Annotated in this window: 14 protein-coding genes; 10 read left to right on the forward strand and 4 right to left on the reverse strand. The window is 74.9% G+C overall.

Annotation, left to right across the window (positions count from 1 at the left end):
• Positions 1–166: 166 nt before the first annotated feature.
• Positions 167–1,465: an acetyl-CoA hydrolase/transferase C-terminal domain-containing protein gene (locus tag VGB14_20775; protein HEX9995366.1), complete on the reverse strand. Its 1,299-nt coding sequence runs from the start codon at positions 1,463–1,465 to the stop codon at positions 167–169.
• 135 nt (positions 1,466–1,600) lie between these two features.
• Between VGB14_20775 and VGB14_20780 the strand changes: the two genes are divergently transcribed.
• The 4 genes from VGB14_20780 (at position 1,601) to VGB14_20795 (ending at position 4,766) form a co-directional block, all read left to right on the forward strand.
• On the forward strand, positions 1,601–2,023 hold the full coding sequence (locus VGB14_20780) for a RidA family protein (protein HEX9995367.1): 423 nt from the start codon (positions 1,601–1,603) through the stop codon (positions 2,021–2,023).
• Positions 2,024–2,249: 226 nt separating this feature from the next.
• A complete protein-coding gene (locus VGB14_20785) occupies positions 2,250–3,074 on the forward strand; it encodes a 2,3,4,5-tetrahydropyridine-2,6-dicarboxylate N-succinyltransferase (protein HEX9995368.1) in 825 nt (274 codons plus the stop codon).
• A complete protein-coding gene (dapE, locus tag VGB14_20790; protein ID HEX9995369.1) occupies positions 3,071–4,210 on the forward strand; it encodes a succinyl-diaminopimelate desuccinylase in 1,140 nt (379 codons plus the stop codon). Before VGB14_20785 ends, dapE begins: the two co-directional genes overlap by 4 nt.
• 91 nt (positions 4,211–4,301) lie before the next feature.
• A complete protein-coding gene (locus VGB14_20795; GenBank protein HEX9995370.1) occupies positions 4,302–4,766 on the forward strand; it encodes a peroxiredoxin in 465 nt (154 codons plus the stop codon).
• Positions 4,767–4,791: 25 nt separating this feature from the next.
• Here the strand turns inward: VGB14_20795 and lexA are convergent, their stop codons facing one another.
• On the reverse strand, positions 4,792–5,445 hold the full coding sequence (gene lexA, locus VGB14_20800) for a transcriptional repressor LexA (protein ID HEX9995371.1): 654 nt from the start codon (positions 5,443–5,445) through the stop codon (positions 4,792–4,794).
• A 183-nt stretch (positions 5,446–5,628) separates the two neighbouring features.
• Here lexA and VGB14_20805 point away from each other — a divergent pair, with 183 nt between their 5' ends.
• Positions 5,629–6,045 carry a LysM domain-containing protein gene (locus VGB14_20805; GenBank protein HEX9995372.1) on the forward strand — a complete coding sequence of 139 codons (417 nt, stop codon included), beginning with the start codon at positions 5,629–5,631 and terminating at the stop codon, positions 6,043–6,045.
• A 54-nt stretch (positions 6,046–6,099) separates the two neighbouring features.
• Positions 6,100–6,570: a transcriptional regulator NrdR gene (nrdR, locus tag VGB14_20810; GenBank protein HEX9995373.1), complete on the forward strand. Its 471-nt coding sequence runs from the start codon at positions 6,100–6,102 to the stop codon at positions 6,568–6,570.
• 419 nt (positions 6,571–6,989) lie between these two features.
• Here the strand turns inward: nrdR and VGB14_20815 are convergent, their stop codons facing one another.
• Both VGB14_20815 and VGB14_20820 read right to left on the reverse strand, forming a co-directional pair.
• A complete protein-coding gene (locus VGB14_20815) occupies positions 6,990–7,739 on the reverse strand; it encodes a pyrimidine reductase family protein (GenBank protein HEX9995374.1) in 750 nt (249 codons plus the stop codon).
• A gap of 42 nt (positions 7,740–7,781) precedes the next feature.
• Positions 7,782–7,982, reverse strand: coding sequence for a hypothetical protein (locus tag VGB14_20820; GenBank protein HEX9995375.1), 201 nt, complete (start codon positions 7,980–7,982; stop codon positions 7,782–7,784).
• Positions 7,983–8,294: 312 nt separating this feature from the next.
• On the opposite strand from VGB14_20820, the gene VGB14_20825 reads away from it, so the two are divergent.
• From VGB14_20825 to VGB14_20840, 4 genes are all read left to right on the forward strand, one after another.
• Positions 8,295–11,087 carry a vitamin B12-dependent ribonucleotide reductase gene (locus tag VGB14_20825; protein HEX9995376.1) on the forward strand — a complete coding sequence of 931 codons (2,793 nt, stop codon included), beginning with the start codon at positions 8,295–8,297 and terminating at the stop codon, positions 11,085–11,087.
• Between the two features lie 179 nt (positions 11,088–11,266).
• Positions 11,267–11,539, forward strand: a complete 273-nt coding sequence (locus tag VGB14_20830) for a hypothetical protein (protein ID HEX9995377.1) — start codon at positions 11,267–11,269, stop codon at positions 11,537–11,539.
• 17 nt (positions 11,540–11,556) lie between these two features.
• On the forward strand, positions 11,557–12,138 hold the full coding sequence (locus VGB14_20835) for a DUF1990 domain-containing protein (protein HEX9995378.1): 582 nt from the start codon (positions 11,557–11,559) through the stop codon (positions 12,136–12,138).
• A gap of 261 nt (positions 12,139–12,399) precedes the next feature.
• Positions 12,400–12,832 (forward strand): PAS domain-containing protein (locus VGB14_20840; protein HEX9995379.1); only part of this gene is annotated, 433 nt, incomplete at its 3' end.

The following is a 12,832-nucleotide window of genomic DNA, read 5'->3' on the forward strand; positions in this document are numbered from 1 at the left end:
CCGGCGGGCTCGGGGTGGGTGCCGCCGCCGGGGCCGCCGGGTCCGGCGGGCTCGGGGTGGGCGCCGCCGCCGGGGCCGCCGGGGCCGCCGGGCTCGGGGTGGGCGCCGCCGCCGGGGCCGCAGGGGTAGCCGAGGCCGCCGGGCTCGGGCCGCCCGCGCCGCAGGCCTAGAGGTAGCCGAGCCGGCGGGCGTCGGCGGCGAGGCCGTCGCGGAACCCCGGATGGGCGACGGCGATCAGCGCCGTGGCCCGCTCCCTGATCGTCCGGCCCCGCAGCTCGGCCACCCCCCACTCGGTGACGACGTGGTCGACGGTGTTCTTCAGCGTGGTCACCACCGACCCGGGCGTGAGCTGGGCCCGGATGCGGGAGACGGTCCCGTCGGTCGTCGTCGACCGCAGCACGATGAACGCCATCCCGCCCTCGCTGTACATGGCGCCCCTGGCGAAGTCGGCCTGGCCGCCGCTGCCCGACCAGTAGCGGCCGCCGATCGTCTCCGAGGCGCACTGGCCGAGCAGGTCGACCTCGGTCGTGGCGTTCACCGACACGAAGCCGGGCTCCTTGGCGATGGCCCTCGGGTCGTTCACCTCGTCCACCGGCAGCAGCTCCACGGCCGGGTTCTCGTGCAGGAAGTCGTAGAGCGCCCGGGTGCCGAGCGCGAACGTCGTCACCATCTTCCCGGGGTTGCGGCGCTTCCGGGCGCCGGTGACCACGCCCCGCAGCACCAGGTCGATGACGCCGTCGCTGAACAGCTCGGTGTGGACGCCGAGGTCCTCGTGGTCGACCAGGCAGCGGAGGATGGCGTTCGGGATCGACCCGATGCCGGCCTGGATCGTCGCCCCGTCGGGGATCCGCTCGGCCACGTGGCGGGCGATGGCCAGGTCGACCTCGCCCGGCTCGGCCGGCGGCACCTCGACCAGCTCGTAGTCGGCCTGGGTCCACCCCACCACCTGGGTGATGTGGACCTGGTTGCGGCCGAACGTCCTCGGCATCCTGGCGTTGGCCTCGAGGAAGAACGGCACGTGCCCGATGAGCGGGGCGACGTAGTCGGCGTTGGTGCCGAGGGAGAAGTAGCCGTGGCGGTCGGGCGGCGAGGCGGCGGCCAGCACGAGCGGGTGGCGGGCCCGGTGGCGCAGGACGGCGGGGACCTCGCTGAAGTGGGCGGGGACGAGGTCGAGGCCGCCCTCGTGGAAGGCCGGCCGGGTGACGGGGGAGAGGAAGTAGGAGACGTGGCGCAGGCGGTCGCCGTGCCGCCCGTGCAGGTAGGGCCGGTCGTGGAGGGCGTGCATCTGGTGGACCTTGACGGCGTCGAGCGTGGCCGCCGCGTCCTCGACGGCGTCGAGCAGGCCGACCGGCTCGCCGTTGGCGAGGGGGACGATCACGTCGGTGCCGGGGCGCAGGTGGTCGACGACGGCCTCGGCCGACGGCGCGGGGTCGAGGCTCGCCCGGCGGCGGGTCGGCTCCGGCATGGCCGCTAGCCTGCCCCGCCGCGCCGGGGCCGACGCGACCGGAGCGGTGGTGCCGGGGGGCGTGCGCCGCCGTCCGCCGGGCCGCTGGGCCGCCGGGCCGTCCAGCCCGTCACCCCCGCCCAACGGAGGAGTGCCATGCCCCGACGAACGCTGCGGCCCGAGAACCTCGCCTTCCAGCCCCGGCCGTCGTATCCCTACTCGCCGGGGGCGACCTGGGGCGGGGTGGTCGTCACCGCCGGCCAGGTGGCCTGGGACGGCAGCGGGCGGCTGGTGGGGGTCGGCGACGTGGCGGCGCAGGCCCGCCAGGCGCTCGCCAACGTGGAGTCCGTGCTGGCCGAGGCCGGGGCGACCCTCGACGACGTGCTGAAGTGCACCGTCTACCTCGCCGACATGGGCTCGTTCCCGGCGATGAACGCGGTGTTCGCCGAGGTCTTCCCGACCGACCCGCCAGCCCGCACGACCGTCCAGGCCCTGCTGGCCGAGCCCGAGATGCTGGTCGAGATCGAGGCCATCGCGTACGTGGACCGGGGCGACGACGATCGTCCACCGGGGCCGTGACCAGGGGCGGCCCGCCGGTCGGCCGTTCGCCCGTCGCGGCGTCGCCGCGTCGCCGACGCCCGGCGCGACCGGTCGCCGACGCCCCTCGTCGGATACGCCGACGCGCCGCCCCGTCGCCGCCGCAGTCGTCGTGTCGCCGACGCCCGGCCGCCGCCCCCGGTGGCCGCCGTCTCGCCGGGCTCGGTGCCGGGCGGCCGTCGCCGGGTCGGCCACTAGCCTGCGCGGCATGGCCGACCTGCGCGCCACCATCGAGGAGCTGTGGGAGCGGCGGGCCGAGGTCGACCCCGACGACGCCGACGCCCGCCGTGCCGTGCTCGACGCCGTCACCCTGCTCGACACGGGCGAGGCGAGGGTGGCCGAGATCGTCGACGGCGAGGTCGTCGTCCACCAGTGGCTGAAGGAGGCGATCCTGCTGCTATTCCGCCTCGCCCGGATGGACACGACGACGATCGGCCCCTTCGAGTACGCCGACAAGATCCCGCTGAAGGGCGGCTTCGAGCGCCTCGGCGTCCGCGTCGTCCCAGGTGCGTCGGCCCGCTTCGGGGCGTTCCTCGACCGGGGCGTCGTGCTGATGCCGAGCTATGTGAACATCGGGGCCCGGGTCGGCGCCCGCACGATGGTCGACACGTGGGCGACGGTCGGCTCGTGCGCCCAGATCGGCGCCGACGTCCACCTCTCCGGCGGGGTCGGCATCGGCGGGGTGCTCGAGCCGCCGCAGGCCGCACCGGTCGTCATCGAGGACGAGGTGATGATCGGGAGCCGGTCGATGATCACCCAGGGCGCCCGGGTCGGGCGGGGCAGCGTGCTCGGCGAGGGCGTGATCCTCAACCCGTCGATCCCGGTGATCGACGCGGAGACCGGCGACGAGCTCGGTCGGGGCGTCGTGCCGCCGTGGTCCGTCGGCATCCAGGCGTCGCGGCGGCGCCAGTTCCCGGGCGGCGAGTTCGGCCTGCCGTGCGTGCTCGTGCTTCGGCGGCTCACCGAGGGCGAGCGCCACGACAAGGCCCGCCTGAACGACATCCTCCGGACCCACGAGGTGTCGGTCTCGTGACCGCTCCGTCGCCGGCCGCGGCGTCCTCGTCGCCGGCGTCGTCGTCCGCTGCCGCACCCGGCCCTGCCGACGGCACCGACCTCCTCGCCCTCACGGCGTCGCTCGTCGACATCCCGTCGGTCAGCCGGAACGAGCGGGCCGTCACCGACCACCTCGAAGCCGCCCTCCGGTCGTCGCCCTGGCTCACCGTCGACCGCCACGGCGACAACCTCGTCGCGCGGACGACGCTGGGCCGCCGCTACCGGCTCGTCCTCGCGGGCCACACCGACACGGTTCCCGAGAACGGCAACGGGCGGGCCCGCCTGGACGGCGACACCCTCTGGGGGCTGGGGTCGTGCGACATGAAGGGCGGGGTGGCGGTCCTGCTGCACCTCGCCACGACCGTCGCCGAACCGGCCGTCGACGTCACCTACGTGTTCTACGCCGGCGAGGAGATCGAGTCCGAGCACAACGGCCTCGGCCACCTGCTGCGGGACCGCCCCGACCTCGTGGCCGGCGACGCCGCCCTGCTCGGCGAGCCGACCGGCGCCGCCATCGAGGCGGGGTGCCAGGGCACCCTTCGCCTCCAGGTGACCCTGCGGGGCGAGCGGGCGCACACGGCCCGCCCGTGGATGGGGCGCAACGCCGTACACCGCCTCGGTGGCCTGCTCACCGCGCTCGACGCGTACGACGCCCGCCAGCCCGAGCTCGACGGCTGCCGCTTCCGGGAGGCGCTCCAGGCCGTCGGCGTCGAGGGCGGCGTGGCCGGCAACGTCGTCCCCGACCGGGCGACGCTCGTGCTCAACCACCGGTTTGCGCCGGACCGCACGCCGGAGGAGGCCGAGGCCCACGTCCGCTCGGTCGTGGCGCCGTTCCTCGAAGAGGGCGATACCGTCGAGCTCGTCGACATGGCGCCCGCCGCCGCGCCGTCCCACCGCCACCCGGTGCTCGCCGCGCTCGTGCAGCGCAACGACCTCGAGGTGCGGGCCAAGCTCGGCTGGACCGACGTCGCCCGCTTCGCCGCGGCCGGCGTGCCGGCGGCGAACTTCGGCCCGGGCGACCCCACGCTCGCCCACCACGTCGACGAGCGGGTGGACCGAGCCGACCTCGACCGCGTCCACTCCGCCCTCGCCGACCTGCTCCACCGCGGCCCGTAGCGCACCGCCGCCGACGCGGTCAGTGACCGGGGGCCGCAACACCGCCCGTACACTCCCCGTCGTTGCCCAGGGACGGACGAGGAGGACGTCGATGATCGAGGTCGGTCAGGAGGCTCCGGACTTCGAGCTGCCGAGCACCGCTGGTGGCCCGGTTCGCCTGTCGTCGTTCCGGGGCGATCGCCCCGTCGTCGTGGTCTTCTATCCGTTCACCTTCACCAGGGTGTGCCAGGGCGAGCTGTGCCAGCTGCGGGACGACTTCGCGCCGTTCGAGTCGGCCGGCGTGCAGGTCCTCGCCGTGTCGTGCGACCCGGGGCCGTCGCAGCGGAAGTGGGCCGAGGAGCAGGGCTACCAGTTCCCGGTGCTGTCCGACTTCTGGCCGCACGGCGCCGTCGCCCGCGCCTACGGCGTGTTCAACGAGGCGCTCGGCTGCGCCAACCGGGCGACCTTCGTCGTGGACCGGGACGGGCGGGTCGTCGACGTGTTCGGGACCGACACGCTCGGCACGCCGCGCGAGCACGAGCGCTACGGCGAGGCGCTCGCCAAGCTCGCCGCCTGACCGGCCCGTCGGCGCCGCCGCCCCGCTACAGCTTGCGCAGCACGGTGACCACCCGCCCGTAGATCGTCACGTCGCCGGGGTCGAAGGCCATCGGCTCCAGGCGAGGGTTGTGGGGCACGAGGACGACCTGGCCCCCGCGACGGTCGAAGGTCTTCACCGTCGCCTCCTCGCCGGGGATGCCGGCCACGACGACGTCGCCCTTGTCGGCGGTCTCCTGGACGCGGGCGACCACGAAGTCGCCGTCCACGATGCCGGCCTCGACCATCGAGTCGCCCCTCACCCGGAGCATGAACAGGTCGCCCTCACCGGTGAAGTCGGCCGGGAGCGGCACCAGCTCCTCGACGTTCTCCTGGGCGAGGACGTTGGTCCCGGCGGCGACGTCGCCGACGAGGGGGACGTGCCGCATCGGCCGGCGCTCCACCGCGGCGCCGGAGGCGGCGTCGTAGCGGACCTCGATGGCGCGCGGCTTGGTCGGGTCCCGCCGGAGGTAGCCCAGGCGCTGGAGCGTGGCCAGGTGGGCGTGGACCGTCGACGGGGAGGTGAGCCCCACCGACTCGCCGATCTCCCTGACCGAGGGCGGGTAGCCGCGCGCTCGCAGGTGGCGCTCGATGACGTCGAGGATCTCCCGCTGACGGGAGGTGAGGGAGCCGTCGGGCATCGGTGCCTCCTGGTCGAACATGCGTTTGGCGCAAGGTAGCACGGTGAGCGAGGCGGGGCAAACACCCGTTCGCATCCGGGGTTGACACGAACACGCGTACGTGGTCTGCTGCACGGCAGACGAACACCCGTTTGGCCATCGGCCGGGCCCGGGAGCGCCCGACCGGCGGCCATAAGTGTCACACCCCCTGAGGAGAATCGCCCCATGGCCGCGATCACCCGCTCCGCCGCCCAGCCCCGCATCGACGCTCCCGAGGCGCCCCGCCCCCAGCTGCGCCTGGTCATCGGCGGCGCCGACCCCCGTTCCCGTCACCGTCGGCTCCACCCCTCGGTGTACCGCCGGCGCCGCGTCGCCGCGCTGGCCGTGCTGTTCGTGCTCGTCGCCGGCCTGTCCGCCGTGCTGACGGCGGCGCTGGCGGGCTCGCCCGCGCCCACCCCGGCCGGCGCGGCGTCATCGGCCGCCGACCCCGCGGCCAGGTACGTGGTCCAGCCGGGCGACTCCATCTGGTCGGTGGCCAGGCGGGCCCAGCCGAGCGGCGACGTCCGCGCGCTCGTCGACCAGCTCGTCGCCGCCAACGGCGGCACCTCCGTCCAACGCGGCGACGTGCTCGTCGTGCCCTGAGCCACGGCGTCCGCGCGAGGCCGGTGCGCCGCGGTGGGCGGTAGCGTCGGCGGCGTGCGGTGCCCTCGGTGCGCCAGTGTCGACGATCGGGTGGTCGACTCCCGCCAGGCCGACGACGGGTCCGCCATCCGCCGTCGCCGGGAGTGCCTCACCTGCGGTCGCCGGTTCACGACGTTCGAGCGGCTCGAAGAGGTGCCCCTGCTCGTCGTCAAGCGCTCGGGCCAGCGGGTTCCGTTCGACCGCCGCAAGATCGTCGAGGGCATCGCCGCGGCGGCGAAGTCTCGGCCGGTGACGAGCGAGCAGATGGAGGACATCGCCGCCGAGATCGAGGAAGGACTGCGCCTCGACGGGGTCGGCGACGTGCCGAGCGAGCAGATCGGGCTCCGCGTCCTCGAGCGGCTCCGCGCCGTCGACCCGGTCGCCTACATGCGCTTCGCCAGCGTCTACAAGGGCTTCGAGGGCGTCGAGGACTTCGAGCGCGAGCTCGTGCTCCTCACCAAGGCGACCGAGCCGAAGCGCCACTGACCGGTCGCCTGGCCCGGCCGCCGGCGTGCGCCGGGCGTCCGCCGTCCGCCAGCCCCGGGGTGCCGGGGTAGGCCGGACCCGGCGGCTCCGCACGACCGCACGGCGGGCGTGGACAGGGCTGCACCGGGCGGCGTGGCGTACGTCGGCGAGGGCGGAAGGCGCCGGCGGCGGCGCGACGCGCCGTACGTCGGCGAGAGTGGAACGGCCGGCGACCGCGAGACGCGCCGAACGAAGGCGGGGTGACGCCCGCGTGGCCGGGCACCGGGGCCGGGAGCGCCGGGCACCGACGGGCGAGGGCGGGACCGGCGCTCCGGGCGGCGTGCCGCGGACCTCGCCGGTGCCCCGCCCGGGAGGCCGCTCGACGTCGGCGAGCGCCGAGCGCCGCCCCGTTCGCCACCGCCGGACCGGGCGGCCCGGCGTCAGGCGGGGCGGACGTAGCGGAGGAACAGGGTGCCGTCCTCCTCGAGGACGTGGGCGAGGAGCATCCCGATCGGCGCGGCGGGGGAGGGCCCGGCCGCGATCCTCGCCGACGCCCCGGCCACCAGCAGCGGCGCGTACGTCAGGCACAGCTCGTCGAGCAGGCCGGCGGCGACGAACACGCCGAGGAGGGTGGGACCGCCCTCGCACAGCACGGTCCGCGCCCCCCGCGCCCACAGCTCGGCGAGGGCGCCGGCCGCGGTGACCAGGTCGTCCCCGGCCACGGCGACGTCGGCGACCTCCTCGGCTCGGGCCACGGCGGCCGGGTCGGCGGCGGCCGTGGTGAGGAGGAGCGGGCGCTGCTCGGCCTCGGTGAACAGCGGCGTCGTCACGTCGAGGTCGAGCCCGGCCGACACGATCGCCATCCGGGGGACGGGGTGCTGGCCCCGGGCGGCGCGACGGCGCCGCCGCTCGTCGGTCGACCGCGGCGGCCCGTAGCGCTCGGCCCGCACGGTGCCGGCGCCGACGACGATCACGTCGGGCACCGTCCGGACGGCGGCGAACACGGCCCGGTCGGCGGTGCCGCCGAGCGGGCCGGACACGCCCGTGACGGCGGTCGCCCCGTCGATGCTCGACACCATGTTGGCGAGCACCCACGGCCGGTCGGGCACCGGCCACCGGGTGGCCGCCTCGCCGTAGGCGGCGTCGAGGTCGACGGGGGAGGGGTCGCCGGCCGGGAACAGGCGTCGCACCGGCGGACGGTAGCCCGGCCGGCGCCCGCCGCAGCCCGAGGGCTAGAGGCGGCGCCGCCCGGCGCCCCGCATGACGAGGACCACGATCGCGACGACGACGAGGATGATCAAGAGGGTGTAGAGCACGGCACACCGGTACCCGACGCGCGCGGTCCGCGAACCCCCGTCCCCGGCGTGGTGGCGCGAGCCGTCGTCCACCAGCCGTCCACCGGAGATCCACACGATGTTCCCCTTTCGTTCCACAGCGCGGCCTTCGTAGGGTCGTCGCCGACCAGAGGAGCGCAGCGCGGGGGTGTGGAACGGTGGGCTCGCCCGGTGGTGTGGCCGGGGGAGACCTTGGGGGGAGGGAGCCGCTCGTGAGCACGAGCACACACGGGAACCTTCGCGAGCACCCCCTTGACCTGCGCCTTCGCGCTGCGCTCCGCATTGACACGGCTGTAGTTACGGTGCTGTAATTTCGGGCACATCTTGTGGTCCCCGGGTGTTGGAACCCGGTACGGCCACTACATCTGGTGTCGCACTCGGCGACCCAGCCCCGGAGAAGGAGTGCGCGACATGGCGCTGGCCCCCGAGCAGACCGGCATCGGCATCCGCCGCTTCTTCACGACCGACGGGGTCGACCCCTACGACGAGGTGCTGTGGGAGCGGCGCGACGCCCGGATCACGAACTACCGGGACGGCAAGGTCGCCTTCGAGCAGCGCGACGTCGAGTTCCCCGTCTCGTGGTCGCAGAACGCCACCAACATCGTCGCCCAGAAGTACTTCAGGGGCACGCTCGGCACGCCGGAGCGGGAGTCGTCCTTGCGCGAGGTGGTCGACCGGGTCGTCGACACGATCACCGACTGGGGCCGGCGCGGCGGCTACTTCGTCGACGACCGCGAGGCCGAGGTCTTCCGGGCCGAGCTGAAGCACCTCGTGGTCACCCAGAAGGCCGCCTTCAACTCGCCGGTGTGGTTCAACATCGGCGTCGCCGGCGTGCCCCAGCAGGCGTCGGCCTGCTTCATCCTCGCCGTCGACGACACGATGGACTCCATCCTCAACTGGTACGTCGAGGAGGGGAACATCTTCAAGGGCGGCTCGGGCTCGGGCATCAACCTGAGCCGCATCCGCTCGTCGTTCGAGCCGCTGAAGGGCGGCGGCACGGCGAGCGGGCCGGTCAGCTTCATGCGGGGCGCCGACGCCTCGGCGGGCACCATCAAGTCCGGCGGCAAGACCCGGCGCGCCGCGAAGATGGTGATCCTCGACGTCGACCATCCCGACGTCGAGGAGTTCATCTGGTGCAAGGCCCGCGAGGAGCAGAAGGCGAGGGCGCTCCGCGAGGCCGGGTTCGACATGGACCTCGACGGCCGGGACAGCCATTCGATCCAGTACCAGAACGCCAACAACTCGGTCAGGGTCACCGACGAGTTCATGCAGGCCGTCGAGCGGGGCGACGACTGGGAGCTGCGGGCGGTCACGACCGGCGAGGTGCTGCGCCGGCTGCCGGCGCGGGACCTGTTCCGCCAGGTCGCCGAGGCCGCCTGGCAGTGCGCCGACCCCGGCCTCCAGTTCGACACGACGATCAACCGCTGGCACACGGCGGCGGCGACCGGTCGCATCAATGCCTCGAACCCGTGCAGCGAGTACATGCACCTCGACAACTCGGCGTGCAACCTGGCCTCGCTGAACCTGCTGGCGTTCCTCGACGAGGACGGCCGCTTCGACGTCGACGGGTTCACCGCCGCCGTCGAGGTCGTGTTCACCGCGCAGGAGATCCTCGTCGGCTTCGCCGACTACCCCACCGAGCGCATCGCCGAGACGTCCCGGCAGTTCCGCCAGCTGGGCCTCGGCTACGCCAACCTCGGCGCCCTCCTCATGGCCCTCGGGCTGCCCTACGACTCGGCGGCCGGGCGGGCGTGGGCGGCGTCGATCACCGCGCTCATGACCGGCCACGCCTACGCCGTCTCGGCTCGCACGGCCGCCCGCATGGGCCCGTTCGCCGGCTTCGCCGAGAACCGCGAGCACCTCCTGCGCGTCCTCGGCCAGCACCGGGAGGCGGTGGCCGGGGTCGACGAGGAGCTGGTGCCCGCCGAGCTGCTCGGCGCCGCCCAGCAGGCCTGGGACGAGGCGTGCGAGCTGGCCGACGAGTTCGGCGTCCGCAACTCGCAGGCGACCGTGCTCGCCCCCACCGGCACGATCGGCCTGATGATGGACTGCGACACGACCGGCATCGAGCCCGACCTCGGCCTCGTGAAGATGAAGAAGCTGGTCGGCGGAGGGACGATGACGATCGTCAACCAGACGATCCCGCGGGCGCTGCGCCGCCTCGGCTACGCGGAGTCGCAGATCGAGGAGATCGTCGCCCACGTGGACGAGCACGGCACCGTGGCCGGCGCGCCGCACCTCGCCGCCGAGCACGTGCCCGTGTTCGCCTGCTCGATGGGCGACAACGCCATCCACTACCGCGGGCACGTCCAGATGATGGGGGCGGTCCAGCCCTTCATCAGCGGGGCCATCTCGAAGACCGTCAACATGCCCGAGTCGGTCACCGTCGAGGAGGTCGAGCGGCTGCACCTCGAGGCCTGGAAGCTCGGCCTCAAGGCCGTCGCCATCTACCGCGACAACTGCAAGGTGGCCCAGCCGCTGTCCTCCAAGAAGGAGGCGGCGAAGGAGCCGGCCGCCGAGGCCACCCGCGTGGTGGAGCGCGTGGTCGAGCGGGTCGTGGCGTCGCCCCGGCGGGAGAAGCTGCCCCGGTCGCGGCGGTCGCGCACGATCGCCTTCCGGGTGGCGGACTGCAAGGGGTTCGTGACGGTCGGGGAGTACGAGGACGGGCGGCCGGGCGAGATCTTCATGAAGGTGTCGAAGCAGGGGTCGACCCTGGCCGGGATCATGGACGCCTTCGCCATCTCCGTCAGCCACGGCCTCCAGTGGGGGGTGCCGCTGCGGGCCTTCGTCGAGGCGTTCACGAACATGCGCTTCGAGCCGGCCGGCATGACCGACGACCCGGACATCCGCTTCGCCTCGAGCCTCGTCGACTACATCTTCCGCCGCCTCGCCGTCGAGTACCTGACGAAGGAGGAGCGGGCCGAGCTCAACATCCTCACCGTCGACGAGCGCATCCAGCCGACCCTGCCCGGGGTCGAGGAGACCGTCATCGAGACCGTCCAGGGCCACGACGTGGTCGCCGACCCGCCCTCGATCGAGTCGGCCTCGACCTTGCTCGACCTCGTCGACGACCGGGTCGACGTGCGGGACGCGACGGCGGCGCCGAGCGACGCGCCCTACTGCTACCAGTGCGGCGTCCAGATGATCCGGGCCGGGAGCTGCCACGCCTGCCCGAGCTGCGGGACGACCAGCGGCTGCAGCTGAGCGCTCGGCGGCCCGCTGCGGCGGGCGGCGCATCGCGGTGGTGCGGGGACGGGGCGGCCGGGCGCCGAACCGTCCCCGGCGACCCGCCGGCGCCGGCGGGAGCCGGGCTCGTCTTGGCGAACGGTCCGCCTGGGTAGATCGTCGGCGCCGTCCACGTCCACCGTCCCGGGGAGCAGACCATGATCGGGTTCATCGTCTTCGGCCTCGTCGTCGGCGTCCTCGCCCGGCTGCTCGTCCCTGGCCGCCAGCACCTCAGCATCTGGATGACGCTGCTGCTCGGGCTCATCGGGTCGGTCGTCGGCGGGGTCGTGGCCAACGCCATCGGGACCGGTGACGTCTTCGAGCTGAACTTCCTCGGCTCGGTGATCGCCATCGCCGCCGCGGTCGTGCTGATCGTGATCGGCGAGCGGGTCGGGATGCTGTCCCACCGCGGCGACGCCAGGCGGCGGTAGTCGTCGGCGTCGGCGCCGTGCGGGTCGGCGGGGTCCTCGTCCTGCCGACCACCCGGGCCGCCCTCGACGCCGCCCTCGAGGCGGCCAGGGCCGCCGACCTCACCTACGACCACATCGGCAGCACGCACGACCCGACGCCGAACCCCCGGCGAGCCCGGGCCGGCACCCGCGAGCTGGGCCGGGGCGACCAGGCGTTCCGGGCCGCCGTCGAGGCCGCCAGGACGTGGGCACCGCAGCGGGGGATCGGCTGTCGCGTCCACCCGCGGCGGGCGCCGGTCGTCGAGGGCGAGACGGCCGTGCTCGTGCTGCCGCCGGCCCCGGTCGCCATGGGCATCCCCGTCCGGGTGGTCGCCGTGGTGGACGAGCCCGACCGGTTCGCGTTCGCCTACGGGACGCTCCCCGGCCATCCGGAGCGGGGCGAGCAGGGGATCGTGGTCGAGCGCCGGCCGGACGGGACGGTGACGGCCACCGTCCGGGTCGACGCCGAGCCCGGGCCGCCCCTGGCCAGGGCGCTCGCCCCGCTGGTCCGCCGGTTCCAGGGCCTCGCGCACCGCCGCTACCTCGCCACCCTCGCCCGGGCGGCACGCCGGCCCGGCTGACCGGCGGGGTCGGCCGCTCGGCGCGGCGCCCTCGCCCGTCGTCCGAGTCGCCGGCCGACCCGGTTGACCGGGCGGCGCGCGAACCCCCCGGCCGCGGCGCGCCAGCGTCGCCCGCCGGACCGCACCGAACCGGCGGCGCCGACCGCGCCCGGCTCGCTCCCGGCCGCGCTCCGACCGGCCGCGCGGGTGCGCGCCGATCGTGACCGGGCGGCCTCGCACTGGCGCGGCGGGCGGGGCGCACCACCTAGGCTGCGGGTCGCCATGGCCGAGCTGCCCAGCGCTGCCGCGTGGGCCGATCTGCTGTCGGCCCCGGACGCCGCCGCCGTCGTGACCGACGCGTCCGGCGTCGTCGTCCGCTGGGGCCAGACGGCCACCCGGTGCTACGGCCACACCGCCGACGAGGCCAGGGGCCGCAGCGTGATAGCCCTGCTCGGCGTGGCCGACGAGGAGGAGGTCGCCCGGCGCAGCACGGCCAGGGCGGCCGAGGGGCACGTCAGCGTCGTGCGCCGGCGCACGCGGGCCCGCTCCGGCGAGGAGCTGGCCGTCGTCGGGGCCGTCGTGCGGGTGGCCGACGAGGACGGCGAGCTCCGCCTGGTCGGGCTGACGGTGCCCGCCGGCGACCGTCCCGGACCGGTCGGCGAGGTCGACGAGGCGACCGCCGCCCGCCTGCGCCTGGTCGCCGAGGCCAGGGCGG

Source organism: Acidimicrobiales bacterium (genome assembly GCA_036399815.1).
Lineage (GTDB): Bacteria > Actinomycetota > Acidimicrobiia > Acidimicrobiales > DASWMK01 > DASWMK01.